The organism is Rhizobium sp. ZX09, from assembly GCF_017357485.1.
Lineage (GTDB): Bacteria > Pseudomonadota > Alphaproteobacteria > Rhizobiales > Rhizobiaceae > Agrobacterium > Agrobacterium pusense.
This window is the reverse complement of sequence record NZ_CP031363.1, coordinates 762,604-775,772: the sequence shown is the minus strand read 5'-3', so window position 1 is coordinate 775,772 and position 13,169 is coordinate 762,604. Positions and strand designations below refer to the sequence as shown.

14 protein-coding genes are annotated in these 13,169 nt (G+C 59.5%); 12 read left to right on the top strand and 2 right to left on the bottom strand.

Annotated features, from left to right (window positions below; all coding sequences use genetic code 11):
• Positions 1 to 20: 20 nt before the first annotated feature.
• The 12 genes from BTN45_RS03775 (at position 21) to rarD (ending at position 10,449) form a co-directional block, all read left to right on the top strand.
• Positions 21 to 332, top strand: a complete 312-nt coding sequence (locus tag BTN45_RS03775; RefSeq protein ID WP_207589010.1) for a type II toxin-antitoxin system ParD family antitoxin — start codon at positions 21 to 23, stop codon at positions 330 to 332.
• Positions 289 to 579, top strand: coding sequence for a type II toxin-antitoxin system RelE/ParE family toxin (locus BTN45_RS03770; RefSeq protein ID WP_207589008.1), 291 nt, complete (start codon positions 289 to 291; stop codon positions 577 to 579). The genes BTN45_RS03775 and BTN45_RS03770 overlap by 44 nt, the downstream gene beginning before the upstream one ends.
• A gap of 5 nt (positions 580 to 584) precedes the next feature.
• Entirely contained in the window at positions 585 to 1,991 is a 1,407-nt protein-coding gene (gene radA, locus BTN45_RS03765) for a DNA repair protein RadA (RefSeq protein WP_207589006.1), read from the top strand.
• Between the two features lie 89 nt (positions 1,992 to 2,080).
• Positions 2,081 to 2,668, top strand: a complete 588-nt coding sequence (locus tag BTN45_RS03760) for a CvpA family protein (protein WP_004441017.1) — start codon at positions 2,081 to 2,083, stop codon at positions 2,666 to 2,668.
• 138 nt (positions 2,669 to 2,806) lie between these two features.
• Positions 2,807 to 4,315, top strand: coding sequence for an amidophosphoribosyltransferase (gene purF / locus BTN45_RS03755; RefSeq protein ID WP_077982580.1), 1,509 nt, complete (start codon positions 2,807 to 2,809; stop codon positions 4,313 to 4,315).
• Between the two features lie 145 nt (positions 4,316 to 4,460).
• The gene (locus BTN45_RS03750) at positions 4,461 to 5,201 is read left to right on the top strand and encodes an SDR family NAD(P)-dependent oxidoreductase (protein ID WP_006700145.1); all 741 of its coding nucleotides are present in this window, start codon (positions 4,461 to 4,463) and stop codon (positions 5,199 to 5,201) included.
• Positions 5,202 to 5,412: 211 nt separating this feature from the next.
• Positions 5,413 to 6,798, top strand: a complete 1,386-nt coding sequence (gene cysS / locus BTN45_RS03745; RefSeq protein ID WP_207589004.1) for a cysteine--tRNA ligase — start codon at positions 5,413 to 5,415, stop codon at positions 6,796 to 6,798.
• Between the two features lie 274 nt (positions 6,799 to 7,072).
• Positions 7,073 to 7,441, top strand: a complete 369-nt coding sequence (locus tag BTN45_RS03740) for a DUF559 domain-containing protein (RefSeq protein WP_207589002.1) — start codon at positions 7,073 to 7,075, stop codon at positions 7,439 to 7,441.
• Positions 7,438 to 7,914 (top strand): GFA family protein, encoded by a 477-nt coding sequence (locus BTN45_RS03735; protein WP_077987765.1) that lies wholly within the window; start codon positions 7,438 to 7,440, stop codon positions 7,912 to 7,914. Before BTN45_RS03740 ends, BTN45_RS03735 begins: the two co-directional genes overlap by 4 nt.
• Positions 7,911 to 8,369, top strand: a complete 459-nt coding sequence (locus tag BTN45_RS03730; protein WP_004441005.1) for a GFA family protein — start codon at positions 7,911 to 7,913, stop codon at positions 8,367 to 8,369. Before BTN45_RS03735 ends, BTN45_RS03730 begins: the two co-directional genes overlap by 4 nt.
• Before the next feature lie 3 nt (positions 8,370 to 8,372).
• Complete coding sequence (gene pip, locus BTN45_RS03725; protein ID WP_006700141.1) at positions 8,373 to 9,329, top strand: prolyl aminopeptidase; 957 nt, start codon at positions 8,373 to 8,375, stop codon at positions 9,327 to 9,329.
• A gap of 211 nt (positions 9,330 to 9,540) precedes the next feature.
• The gene (gene rarD, locus BTN45_RS03720; protein WP_034495824.1) at positions 9,541 to 10,449 is read left to right on the top strand and encodes an EamA family transporter RarD; all 909 of its coding nucleotides are present in this window, start codon (positions 9,541 to 9,543) and stop codon (positions 10,447 to 10,449) included.
• 52 nt (positions 10,450 to 10,501) lie between these two features.
• Here the strand turns inward: rarD and BTN45_RS03715 are convergent, their stop codons facing one another.
• A complete protein-coding gene (locus tag BTN45_RS03715; protein WP_207589001.1) occupies positions 10,502 to 12,262 on the bottom strand; it encodes a penicillin-binding protein 2 in 1,761 nt (586 codons plus the stop codon).
• 187 nt (positions 12,263 to 12,449) lie between these two features.
• Complete coding sequence (locus tag BTN45_RS03710) at positions 12,450 to 13,070, bottom strand: TIGR00730 family Rossman fold protein (RefSeq protein WP_207589000.1); 621 nt, start codon at positions 13,068 to 13,070, stop codon at positions 12,450 to 12,452.
• Positions 13,071 to 13,169: the final 99 nt, after the last annotated feature.

The window sequence follows — 13,169 nt, the reverse complement described above, 5'->3', positions numbered from 1 at the left end:
GAGAACAAAAGGAGATCGAAATGCCCGAAATCCATTTGAGCGAGCAGGACGAGAAGTTCATCGAGGAGCAGGTGGCAGCTGGCGTCTATAGCGATGCGGATGCAGTGATTTCTGCTGGACTTCGTTTGCTGGGCAGCGATGAGGGAAAGCTTGTAGAGCTTCAAAGGCTGGTTCAGGAAGGGCTTGACGATGTCGAGGCTGGTCGGGTGATGGAGTTTTCTACGGCGGACGATTTCACAGCGCACATTGTCAAGCTTGCGGAGGAGCGGAATGAAGCGAAGGCGTCTGGTGGTCACCGCTCAGGCGCTGAACGATCTTCTGGCCGACCATGATTATATCTCCCAATTCAATCCTCTTGCTGCCAGACGCTTTTTGGACGACGTCAACGGCAAGATGATCTCGCTGGCGCGAAACGGTATAACCGGTGTTCCTCGGAGCTTCGCGCCGAATTTGCGGGCGTTCCCTTATCGCGAGCGATGCATCTATTTCATCGTCGATGATGATAAAATGTATGTCCTGCGCGTCCTCCACGGCCACCAAGACATCTCCGCAGACCATTTCAAACAAGAAGAAAACTGACATAGATGGCCAAAGCCAAGACTCAATTCGTGTGCCAGAACTGCGGCACGGTTCATAGCCGATGGGCGGGAAAATGCGAAGGCTGCGGCGAGTGGAATACCATCGTCGAGGAAGACCCGATGGGCGGCATCGGATCCGGCCCGGGCAAGGCTCCCAAGAAGGGCCGACCCGTGACGCTCACCTCACTATCAGGTGAAATCGAAGAAGCCCCCCGCATCCCGACCGGCATCAGCGAACTTGATCGGGCGACCGGCGGCGGTTTCGTGCGCGGTTCCGCCGTTCTGATCGGTGGGGATCCCGGTATCGGCAAATCGACGCTTCTCATGCAGGCGGCTGCTGCCCTTTCGCGGCGCGGCCATCGCATCATCTATGTCTCCGGCGAAGAGGCGGTGGCGCAGGTGCGTCTGCGTGCGCAACGTCTGGGGGCTGCGGAAACCGATGTGCTTCTGGCGGCGGAAACCAATGTCGAGGATATTCTGGCGACGATTTCCGAAGGCAAGCGGCCCGATCTCGTCATCATCGATTCCATCCAGACATTGTGGAGCGATATCGCCGATTCCGCCCCCGGCACGGTGACACAGGTGCGCACCGGCGTGCAGGCGATGATCCGTTTCGCCAAGCAGACGGGCGCGACCATGGTGCTTGTCGGCCATGTCACCAAGGAAGGCCAGATCGCTGGCCCGCGCGTGGTGGAGCACATGGTCGATGCCGTCCTTTATTTCGAAGGTGACCGCGGCCACCATTACCGCATTCTTCGAACCGTCAAGAACCGCTTCGGGCCGACCGATGAAATCGGCGTGTTCGAAATGTCGGATCGCGGCCTCAGGGAAGTGTCCAATCCATCCGAACTGTTTCTGGGAGAACGCAACGAAAAATCACCGGGCGCTGCGGTTTTTGCCGGCATCGAGGGGACACGCCCCGTGCTCGTTGAAGTGCAGGCGCTGGTCGCGCCAACCTCGCTCGGCACACCGCGCCGCGCGGTGGTCGGCTGGGATTCGTCGCGACTCGCCATGATTCTCGCGGTACTGGAGGCCCATTGCGGCGTGAAGCTCGGTCAGCACGATGTCTATCTCAACGTCGCCGGAGGCTACCGGATTTCCGAGCCGGCCGCCGATATGGCTATTGCTTCTGCGCTGGTTTCCTCGCTTGCCGGTCTTGCCCTGCCCGCCGATTGCGTCTATTTCGGCGAAATCAGCCTGTCGGGCGCGGTGCGCCCGGTCTCGCATACGGGCCAGCGATTGAAAGAAGCTGAAAAACTCGGCTTTTCCGCCGCACTTCTGCCTTCTGCTTCGGCTGAATTGCCGAAAGGCGGCAAGGGGCGCTGGACGGAAATCGAAAGCCTTCCGGACCTCGTGGCCCGCATCGCCGGCTCCGGCAACCGGTTCAAACAGGTTGAGGACGACGAATATTGATCCTTTCGCCAAAGGAAACAGTGGTGTAAGAGGATCGCAAAATTGGCAAGGCAGCGCCTGACAGGGCGTCGCACCTCCGGAGTTGGTATATGCCCATTACAATTTTCGACGGCATCGTCATCGCCGTTGTTCTTTTCTCCGCCATTCTCGCGATGGTCCGCGGTTTTTCCCGCGAAATCCTGTCGATTGCGAGCTGGGCCGGTTCGGTCGCCGCCGCCTATTATCTTTATCCGGTCCTGCTGCCGTATGCGCGCAACTATACCGATGACGACAAGATCGCCATTGCCGGTTCGGCGGGCGTCGTTTTCCTCGTCTCGCTGATCGTGATTTCCTTCATCACCTCGCGTATTGCCGATTTCATCATCGACAGCCGCATCGGCGCACTGGACCGTACGCTCGGATTCCTGTTCGGCGCGGCGCGCGGCATCCTGCTTCTAGTGGTTGCGGTCGCCTTCTGGAACTGGCTGGTAGATGTGAAGACGCAGCCGGAATGGGTGACCCAGGCCAAGTCCAAGCCCTTCCTCGACGGGCTGGTTGGCAAGCTGGAGGCGGTTCTGCCTGACGATATCGAGCCGCAGATCCGCGCTCGCATCCTTGGAAAACCGCAGGAACAGACGACCACGCAGGCGCCTGCCGAAGATGTGCCAGCAACAAATCCGCCGGCAACGAATAATTGACACAGTGTCGCGTCTTGCAATGCATGCAAGGCGCGCTATTTGTGCTAAATATCAAGCACGACACAGACGGACCGACCGGGAGAGATACTCGCCGGCGAGGTCTTTCTTTTTTCTCGGTAGAGAGCAAGGGCAAGCCGGATGATTGAGCCGCTTTCGCATTCCACATTCCATGGGACCACTTTCAAGGAAGAGATCGACGGCGATACGCTGCATGAAGAATGCGGCGTTTTCGGCATTCTCGGCCATGCCGACGCCTCGGCGCTGACCGCGCTTGGCCTGCATGCCCTGCAGCATCGCGGCCAGGAAGCAGCCGGCATCGTCTCCTTCGATGGCAAGCGCTTTCATCAGGAACGCCATATGGGCCTCGTCGGTGATCATTACACCGATCCGGCAACGCTTGCCCGCCTGCCCGGCTCCATCGCCATCGGCCACACCCGTTATTCCACCACGGGCGAAGTGGCGATGCGCAACGTACAGCCGCTGTTTGCCGAACTGGAAGAAGGCGGTATTTCGATTGCCCATAACGGCAACTTCACCAACGGCCTGACGCTGCGCCGCCAGATCATTGCGACGGGCGCCATCTGTCAGTCGACCTCGGATACCGAAGTCGTTCTTCACCTCATCGCCCGCTCCCGTCATTCCTCCACCGCCGACCGTTTCATCGATGCCATCAGGCAGATGGAAGGCGGTTATTCGATGCTGGCGATGACCCGCACCAAGCTGATTGCCGCGCGTGACCCGATCGGTATCCGCCCGCTGGTCATGGGCGAGCTGGACGGCAAGCCTATCTTCTGCTCGGAGACCTGTGCTCTCGATATCATCGGCGCGAAATTCGTGCGCGACGTTGAAAACGGCGAAGTCATCATCTGCGAGATCCAGCCTGACGGTTCGATCACCATCGATGCGCGCAAGCCCTCGAAACCGCAGCCCGAGCGTCTCTGCCTGTTCGAATATGTCTATTTCGCCCGCCCCGATTCCGTCGTTGGCGGCCGCAACGTCTACACGACGCGCAAGAACATGGGCATGAACCTTGCCAAGGAAGCACCGCTCGAAGCCGACGTCGTGGTTCCGGTTCCCGATGGCGGCACGCCGGCAGCGCTCGGTTTTGCGCAGGAGAGCGGCATTCCCTTCGAATACGGTATCATCCGCAACCATTATGTCGGCCGCACCTTCATCGAGCCGACCCAGCAGATCCGCGCCTTCGGTGTCAAGCTCAAGCATTCCGCCAATCGGGCGATGATCGAAGGCAAGCGCGTGGTGCTGGTGGACGATTCCATCGTGCGCGGCACGACCTCGGTCAAGATCGTGCAGATGATCCGCGAGGCCGGCGCCAAGGAAGTGCATATCCGCGTTGCCAGCCCGATGATCTTCCATCCGGATTTCTACGGCATCGACACACCTGATGCCGACAAGCTGCTGGCGAACCAGTATGCGGATGTCGAGGCGATGGCGAAATATATCGGCGCCGATTCGCTGGCGTTCCTGTCGATCGACGGGCTTTATCGCGCGGTGGGCGGTGAAAACCGCAATCCGGCGCGGCCGCAGTTCACCGACCACTATTTCACCGGCGATTATCCGACCCGCCTCCTCGACAAGAACGGCGAGGCGATGGGCAGCAAGATTTCCATGCTGGCCAGCAACGGCTGATAATCCCGACAGAACAAGCGGCCACCGGTCTCCGGTGGCCGCTTTTTTCTTGCCTTTTATCAGCCCGCGAGCTGCGGCAATTTAATTGCTTGCAGCAGGCGGCTGCGGCTTCGTACAAGGAAGCGCAATCATTTCGGGGGAGACCATGACTATCGATCTCAAGGGCCGCATCGCTCTCGTCACCGGCGCGTCGCGCGGCATCGGCTATTTCACCGCGCTGGAACTCGCCAGGGCCGGCGCGCATGTCATCGCCTGCGCCCGAACGGTGGGCGGCCTTGAGGAACTGGACGACGCCATCAAGGCCGTCGGCGGCACCGCGACGCTGGTTCCCTTCGATCTCTCCGACATGAAAGCCATCGATGCGCTGGGCGCCAATATCTACGAGCGCTGGGGCAAGCTGGATATTCTGGTCGCCAATGCCGGTGTCCTCGGCGTCATCTCGCCGGTCGGCCATATCGAGGCAAAGGTTTTCGAAAGGGTCATGACCATCAACGTCACCGCCACCTGGCGGCTGATCCGCTCGGTCGAGCCGCTGCTTCTCAAATCTGACGCCGGTCGGGCATTGATCCTGTCCTCGGGTGCCGCTCATAGCTGTCGCCCCTTCTGGGGCGTCTACTCCACCTCCAAGGCAGCTGTGGAAGCACTTGCCCGCACCTGGGCGGCGGAGACGCAGAAGAGCGCGCTTCGCGTCAACAGCATCAATCCCGGCGCCACGCGCACGGCAATGCGCGCGCAGGCCATGCCCGGCGAAGATCCCGCCACCGTGCCGCATCCGTCAGAGGTAGCCGCTGCCATCCTGCCGCTTGCTTCGCCCGATCTCAAAGAGACCGGCAAGCTCTTCCTGGTCCGGGAAAACCGGTTCGTGGATTACCGTCCGCCGGAGTGATGCCGGTCGGCGGGTCAGCCAACGTCACGAGAGAAACGCTTGACCGCGCATGACCGCCGCGCCATAACGCAAGTCATGAAAACGACGATCTGCACCTGCTGCTGAAATAATTTTGCTGGTTCGCCACCGGCCGGCTCGTTTTCGTCTCCCGCAAGGTCTTACAGACAAACGGCCCGGTCAGGACAACTGACTGCCTCTAGGGAATTGCCGCATGTCCTTGCGCCTGAAACTTCACAACACGCTGACCCGCGAAAAGGCGGAATTTGCGCCCATCGATCCTGAAAACGTGCGCATGTATGTCTGCGGCCCGACGGTCTATGATTTCGCCCATATCGGCAACGCGCGACCCGTCATCGTGTTCGATGTTCTCTTCCGGCTGCTGCGCCATGTCTATGGCGAAAATCACGTCACCTATGCCCGCAACATCACTGACGTTGATGACAAGATCAATGCGCGGGCGCTGCGGGACTATCCGCATCTGCCGCTCAACGATGCCATCCACGCCGTGACGGAAAAGACGGCTGACCAGTTCCATGCGGACGTCGCGGCACTGGGCTGCCTTCAGCCAAGTGTCGAACCGCGCGCGACTGACAATATCGCACAGATGATCGACATCATCGAGAAACTGATCGCACGCGGCCACGCCTATGCGGCCGGTGGCGAGGTCTTGTTCGACACTCGCTCCATGCCGGATTACGGGCAGCTTTCGAAGCGTCCGCTGGACGAGCAGCAGGCGGGCGCGCGCGTGGCGGTGGATGCCCACAAGAAGAACCCCGGCGATTTCGTGCTGTGGAAGCTTTCCTCCCACAACGAGCCCGGCTGGGAAAGCCCTTGGGGCCGCGGCCGTCCCGGCTGGCATATCGAATGCTCCGCGATGTCCGGCCGCTACCTCGGTGACGTTTTCGACATTCACGGCGGCGGGCTCGACCTCATCTTCCCACATCACGAGAACGAAATTGCCCAGTCCCGTTGCGCGCACGGCACGCATGTCATGGCGAACGTGTGGATGCATAACGGCTTTGTGCAGGTGGAAGGCCGCAAGATGTCGAAGTCCGAGGGCAACTTCGTGACGATCTATGAATTGCTGCACACGGAGAAATTCGGCGGCCGGAAATGGCCGGGCGAGGTTCTGCGTCTTGCGATGCTGATGACGCATTATAGAGAGCCGATCGATTTTTCGGTAAAGCGTCTGGAAGAGGCCGAACGCCTGCTCGCCAAATGGCCGGCGGCGGAAGCCTCCGATGCCGCGCCGGATGAAACCGTGCTCGAGGCGCTTGCCGACGATCTCAACACCGTTGCGGCCGTGCAGGCGCTGCACGCATCGGCACACGCGGCCAATGTGGACCCATCCAAGCTGCCGGCCTTCGCGGCGAGTGCTGCCCTCTTGGGCGTGCTGCCGAAGAAAACTGAAATGGACGAGGCCATCGTTTCGGCGGTCAACGCTCTGGTGGAATTGCGTCTGGAAATGCTGAAGGCGAAGAACTTTGCAGAGGCCGATCGGTTGCGCGATGAGCTTTCGGAGAAGGGCATTCAGTTGAAGGATGGCAAGGACAAGGAGACCGGGGAGCGGACGACGACTTGGGAGTTGAAGCGGTAGGGCTTGCGTCCAGCGCTTGAGGCTGCGGCTTGCGGTTTACCCCCCTCTGCCCTGCCGGGCATCTCCCCCACAGGTGGGGAGATCGACTCGTTGTTAGGCCCCGCATTTCTCTTCGGTCGAAATGGAGCGACGCAGGCGCGTCATGCCGATCTCCCTCCTTGTGGGGGAGATGCCCGGCAGGGCAGAGGGGGGTATCCTCGCCCACCACAATACGCTTGCGATTTTAAGTTCCCTCAACCAATCTAAGGCGAGGCACTAAACGGCGAGCCAGATCATGCCGCATGCAGATGTAGACCCAATGCATCGCAAATACGCGAAGCAGATGCGGAAAGTAATGACGGATGCCGAGCTGAAACTCTGGAACGCAATTCGCGCCCATCGCCTTGAAGGCTTGAGTTTCCGCAGACAAATGCCGATTGCCGGTTTTATTGTCGATTTCGCCTGTTCCGATCATCGACTTATTATCGAGATCGATGGCTCTCAACATATATCCGAGGCAGCATTACACTACGATCATGAAAGAACCGTGCGGCTTGAAAAAGACGGCTGGACCATCCTCCGCTTCTGGAACCACGAGGTCCTCACAGACTTAGATAATGTCTGTTTCCACATTATCAGAACGATCCGGGAGGACCGAAGATGACGACATATACCGGCGGATGCCAATGCGGCGCGGTCCGTTTTCGCGCCACTGGCGACCTGAAAGACAGTTCCATCTGCCATTGCCGCATGTGCCAGAAGGCTTTCGGGGCTTATTACGCGCCACTGGTTTCAGTTCGCAATGTGGAGTTCAAATGGACGCGCGGCGAGCCGAAACGCTTCCAGTCCTCCAGCGTCGTGAAGCGCGGCTTTTGCCCCGAATGCGGCACGCCGCTAACCTATGAGGCCCCGGATGGCATTGCGGTGGCGGCCGGCGCCTTCGACGATCCCGCCGCGCTGCCGCCAACCATCCAGTGGGGCGTGGAACGGAAGATCGATTTTGTCGACAGCCTCCACACCCTGCCCGCCGTTGCGACCGAGGACGACCTGACGCAGGTGGACTACCTTGCCAATCTCGTTTCCTATCAGCACCCCGACCACGACACCGAAAACTGGCCACCGGAGAACAGACAATGAGCGAAACGGGTTTTTCCGGCGGCTGCCAGTGCGGCGCCGTGCGGTTCCATGCGGGTAAGCTCGGCAGGGCCTCCATCTGCCACTGCCGCATGTGCCAGAAACATTTCGGCAATTTCTTTGGCGCACTTGTGACTGCCGATCAGGCACATCTGACCTGGACACGCGGCCAGCCTGCCCTCTTCCGCTCGTCGCAGAAAATCCATCGCGGTTTCTGCAACAAGTGCGGCACACCGCTGACCTATCATTATCCCGGCGGCGTGGAGATCGCGATCGGCGCTTTCGACCATCCCGAGAAGATAGAGCCGCAGGTGCAGGTGAACATCCACAAGCGTATGCCGTGGATCGAGCAACTCTTCGCCAAACCGGCAGTCGAACAGGGCGTCGATGAGGCCGAGATCACCTCCTACCAACACCCGGATCATGACACGGCCGAATGGCCGCCTGAGGAACGATAAAACATGACTGAAGAATTGCGCGGCTTTTATCCAGAGATCGAACCCTTCGAGACCGGCATGCTCGACGTGGGTGACGGCCACACGATCTATTGGGAGCGGGTGGGCACACGTGGCGCTAAGCCGGCGGTCTTCCTGCACGGGGGCCCGGGCGGCGGGGTAAATCCCACCCATCGCCGGGTATTCGATCCCGATCTTTACGATGTCATCCTGTTCGATCAGCGCGGCTGCGGTCGCTCCACGCCACACGCGGAACTCGAAGCCAACACCACATGGCATCTGGTTGCCGATATTGAACGGCTGCGTGAACTCTGCGGCTTTGAGAAATGGCTGGTGTTCGGCGGCTCCTGGGGTTCGACGCTGGCGCTCGCCTATGCCGAAACCCATCCGGACCGCGTCAGCGAACTGGTCCTGCGCGGTATCTACACCGTCACCCGGCCGGAACTCGACTGGTACTACCAGTTCGGCGTCTCTGAAATCTATCCGGATCAATGGGAAAAATTCATCGCACCCATTCCCGAATCCGAACGCGGCGAGATGATGCAGGCCTATAATCGCTATCTCACAGGCACTGACGAAACGAAGAAGCTGGAATGCGCGAAAGCATGGAGCCAATGGGAGGGCGCGACCATTGCACTCGTCACCGATCCCGACCGCGTCGAGGATTTCGGTGAAGACAAATACGCGATTGCCTTCGCCCGCATCGAAAACCACTTCTTCGTTAATGGCGGCTGGCTTGAGGAAGGACAATTGCTGCGCGATGCCGGCAAGCTCAGGAATATTCCCGGTGTCATCGTGCATGGACGTTACGATATGCCCTGCCCGCTGAAATATGCCTGGCAGCTGGCCAAGGCCTGGCCGGACGCGGATTTCCACATTATCGAGGCTGCGGGACATGCGATGAGCGAGCCCGGCATTCTCGATCAACTGATCCGCGCTAACGACCGTTTTGCCGGGAAATAGTATATTTCAGCACGTTGTGGCGGCAGGACAAGATGATGATTCACGCAGGGGTTTCCTGCGGGGATCATCTACCCGGCGCTGATCAGCACGTCTGAAAGGCAAAGCGCCTTTTATTCATGCAGTTTTTCTCATGAACCCTTCACGGAAATGAATTGGCCGCCATTGTGCCGATCCGTTATAAAACGCCATCCGAACAATTGGCGGTACTCCCATGGCACTCGACAAAACGCTTCCAGCCCAAGAGGGCGGCGACAGCGCGCGCGGTTTTGCTTTCGCGCTTTCCGCATATCTTTTGTGGGGTTTCCTGCCCTTCTACATGAAGGCGGTTGCACATATTTCACCGATCGAGGTCATCGTGCATCGCGTCGTCTGGTCGGTGCCGATCGCAGCGGTGGTGCTGATCGTGCTCGGGCGCACGGCTGAAATCCGTACGGCGCTGAGAAGTCCGAAGATGCTTGCGATGGCGAGTCTTACGGCTGCGCTCATCAGTATCAACTGGGGCGTCTACATCTGGTCGATCGGCGCGGGCCGCGCACTTGATGCCGCGCTCGGCTATTTCATCAATCCGCTGTTCAGCATCTTCCTCGGTGCCGTACTGCTGAAGGAAAAACTCTATCCGGCGCAGATCGCCGCCATCAGCCTCGTGGCGGTTGCGGTGGCCATCCTCACCTGGCATGCGGGCAGCCTGCCGTGGGTTTCCATCGCGCTCACCGTTTCCTGGGGCTTTTACGCCTTTTTCCGCAAAACCCTGCCCATAGGCGCGACGCAGGGCTTCCTGCTGGAAGTCATGCTGCTGTCTATTCCCGCCGTGCTGGTCATGATCTGGCTTGCGTTCAGCGGACAGGCGCATTTCATGGGCGGCAATTCCGCCGATACCTGGCTTCTGGCGGCAAGCGGCCTCATCACCGCCGTTCCCCTCATTCTCTATGGCAATGGTGCGAAACTGCTGAAGCTCTCCACCATCGGCATCATGCAATATATCGCGCCGACGATGATCTTCCTGATAGCCATTTTCGTCTTCAAGGAACCGTTCGACATGGTGCGTCTGGCGGCTTTCGCAATGATCTGGGTGGCGCTTGCGATCTACACCGGCTCAAGCCTGCTGCGGCTCAAGCGATGACCAAATCCTTTCTCACTCCTGCTCCCTGAGACAGGAGTGAGGTAGCCAGGCGTCAGTAATCCACCAGCAATTGCGGGTTTCCCTCATAGCCGAAGCGCGGCTTGACACCGAGGAGGCCCGCCGTCTGGGCGATGATCTCGCGCGTCATGGGGGCCGCTGTCGAGGCTGCCGTGCGGCCGCCGTTCACGCCGGTCCTTGGCGCATCGATCATGGTCAGCACGACATATTTCGGCTTGTGCATGGGAAAACCGGCCACGAAGGCGTTGAAATTGATGTCCTTGGCGTAACGGCCATTGATCACCTTGTCTGCCGTCCCCGTCTTGCCGCCGACATGAAACCCCTCCACCTGTGCGCCACGGCCGGAACCCTTGATGCCGTTCCAGTTGAAGAGGTAACGCATGTCGGCGCTCGTCCTGTCGTTGATGACGCTGCGCGCGAGCGATGCCGCAGCCTCTTTCGAACGCGGCAGGAAGGTCGGTGAGATCAGGCTTCCGCCATTGATAAGGGCTGCAGCGGCCACCGCCGTCTGCAACGGAGTGGTAGCAACGCCATGGCCGAAGGAGATGGTGACGGAATTGATCTTCTTCCAGTTTCTCGGCTGGGTCGGCGTGGCAACGCCGGGCATTTCCGTGTCCATTCTGGTCAGCAGACCAAGCTTCGTAAGGAATTGTTGATGGCCCTCGACACCGACCCTGTCAGCCACCGCCGCCGTGCCGATATTCGATGAAAATTGAAACACTTCCGGAATGGAGAGCGGCCGGTTTCTTCCCTTGAAATCCCTGATGGTGAAGCCGCCCATGCGGATCGGCCGCGACGCATCCACCACCGAATTGAGCGTAATCGCCCCGGCATCCAGACCCATGGCGAGCGTGAAGCTCTTGAATGTGGAGCCCATCTCGAAGGTGGCGTTGCTCATCCTGTTGAACCAGCCTTTTTCATACTCCTTGTCGACGCTGCCATCAGCGAGGGTGCGGGAAGGTTCGTTCGGATCGTAATCCGGGACGGAAGCCATGGCCAGCACTTCGCCCGTCTCCACATCGAGGATCACCGAACCGGCGGCTTCGGCCTGATAGGCACTTTTCGCCTTCACGACCACGTCGCGAACGATGTTTTGTACCCTGAGATCGATGGACAGCCGCACCGGTTCCAGTGGCGTGCCGCTGGCAAGACCCACAGCGCGCAGATCGGCCAGCCCCTGCTGGTCCAGGTAACGCTCCATGCCAGCGAGACCCTGATTGTCGACATTGACGTGGCCGATAATATGCGAAGCGGTTGGGCCGCCCGGATAAAACCGCCGTTTTTCCGGGCGGAAACCGATACCCGGTATGCCGAGATTGAGAATATCCGCCTGCTGCCGCGGTGTCAGCTGGCGTCGCAACCACTGGAAGCCTGTATCCGAACGCAATCTACGATGCGTCTCGCGCCAATCCAGATTGGGAATGACGGTCGCGAGTTTTTCCACCACCTCGTCCGGATCGACGATCCTGCGCGGATCCGCATAAAGCGATACCATGTTGAGATCGGTCGCCAGAAGCGTGCCGTTGCGGTCGACGATGTCAGGCCGTGAGGCGATGGCGTTGACGCCGGAATTGATCCATGCGGTGGAAACGGGTTCGGCGAGCCCATATTGAACGAGGCGCGCCGCGGCAACGCCATATATCGTAATGAAGACAGCGATGACGATCGCAAGCCGCGTCTTTGCCTCCGCCCGGCGGCGGGCGACCGAACCGAAGACGACCTCCCTGCCCCGCAGCGGGTTTCTCTTGATAATGAAATGCGTCCGGCTCTTCAGCCGCATCACGAAAGCAATCATTGCCGATGACACCAACCCGAGGCGGCGGAGCAAAATTCCGCGATAACCAACGCCTGGGAAACGGTGACACATGATCAGTCGCCGGGCCACGAAAAGGACGGGCGGAAGGATGCCGCGGTTAAATCTATATTAATATACATTTAAAATTGTAACGAGCCGCCCGAGCGGCCGTTAACAATCGCCGGGCCTACAGGCGCGAAATCACCGAAGGGTCGCCTTCAGGGTTCTGCTGCGCCAGCGCGCGCTCGATGATGGCGGGCACGATGTCCTTCACCTCGTCAATGATGAGCGGGTTGAGAAGATGCGCACGGTGGATGAAGCCCTGGTCGCGCATATGTTGCACGAGTTCCAGCATCGGGTTCCAGAAACCGTTGATATTGGCGAAGACCATTGGCTTCGCGTGACGGCCGAGCTGCGCCCAGGTCATGATCTCGACGATCTCTTCCAGCGTGCCGACACCGCCCGGCAGGGTGACGAAAGCATCCGAGCGCTCGAACATCATGTGTTTGCGCTCGTGCATGTCCTTTGTGATGACAAGCTCGTTCAATTGTCCGAGAGAATGGCGTGTTGCCTCCATGTCAACCAGAAATTCCGGTATGATGCCCGTCACTTCGCCGCCATTGGAAAGAACGCCGCTGGCAACTGCGCCCATGATGCCCTTGGTGCCGCCACCATAAACCAGGCGAATGCCGTTTTCGGCAATGGATTTCCCAAGCGCACGGCCTGCTTCCATGTGGGCGGGATCACGTCCGGGCTGGGAGCCGCAATAAACGCAGATGGATCGAATCGCTGTATTTTTGTCCGTCATGAAGGGAAGGAACTATGTGCGATGCGGCACGTCAAGAAAATTTGGGAAATCCCTTGCAAATATGGCCTTCTGGCCACTCACCGCTTGTCTGGCGCTAGG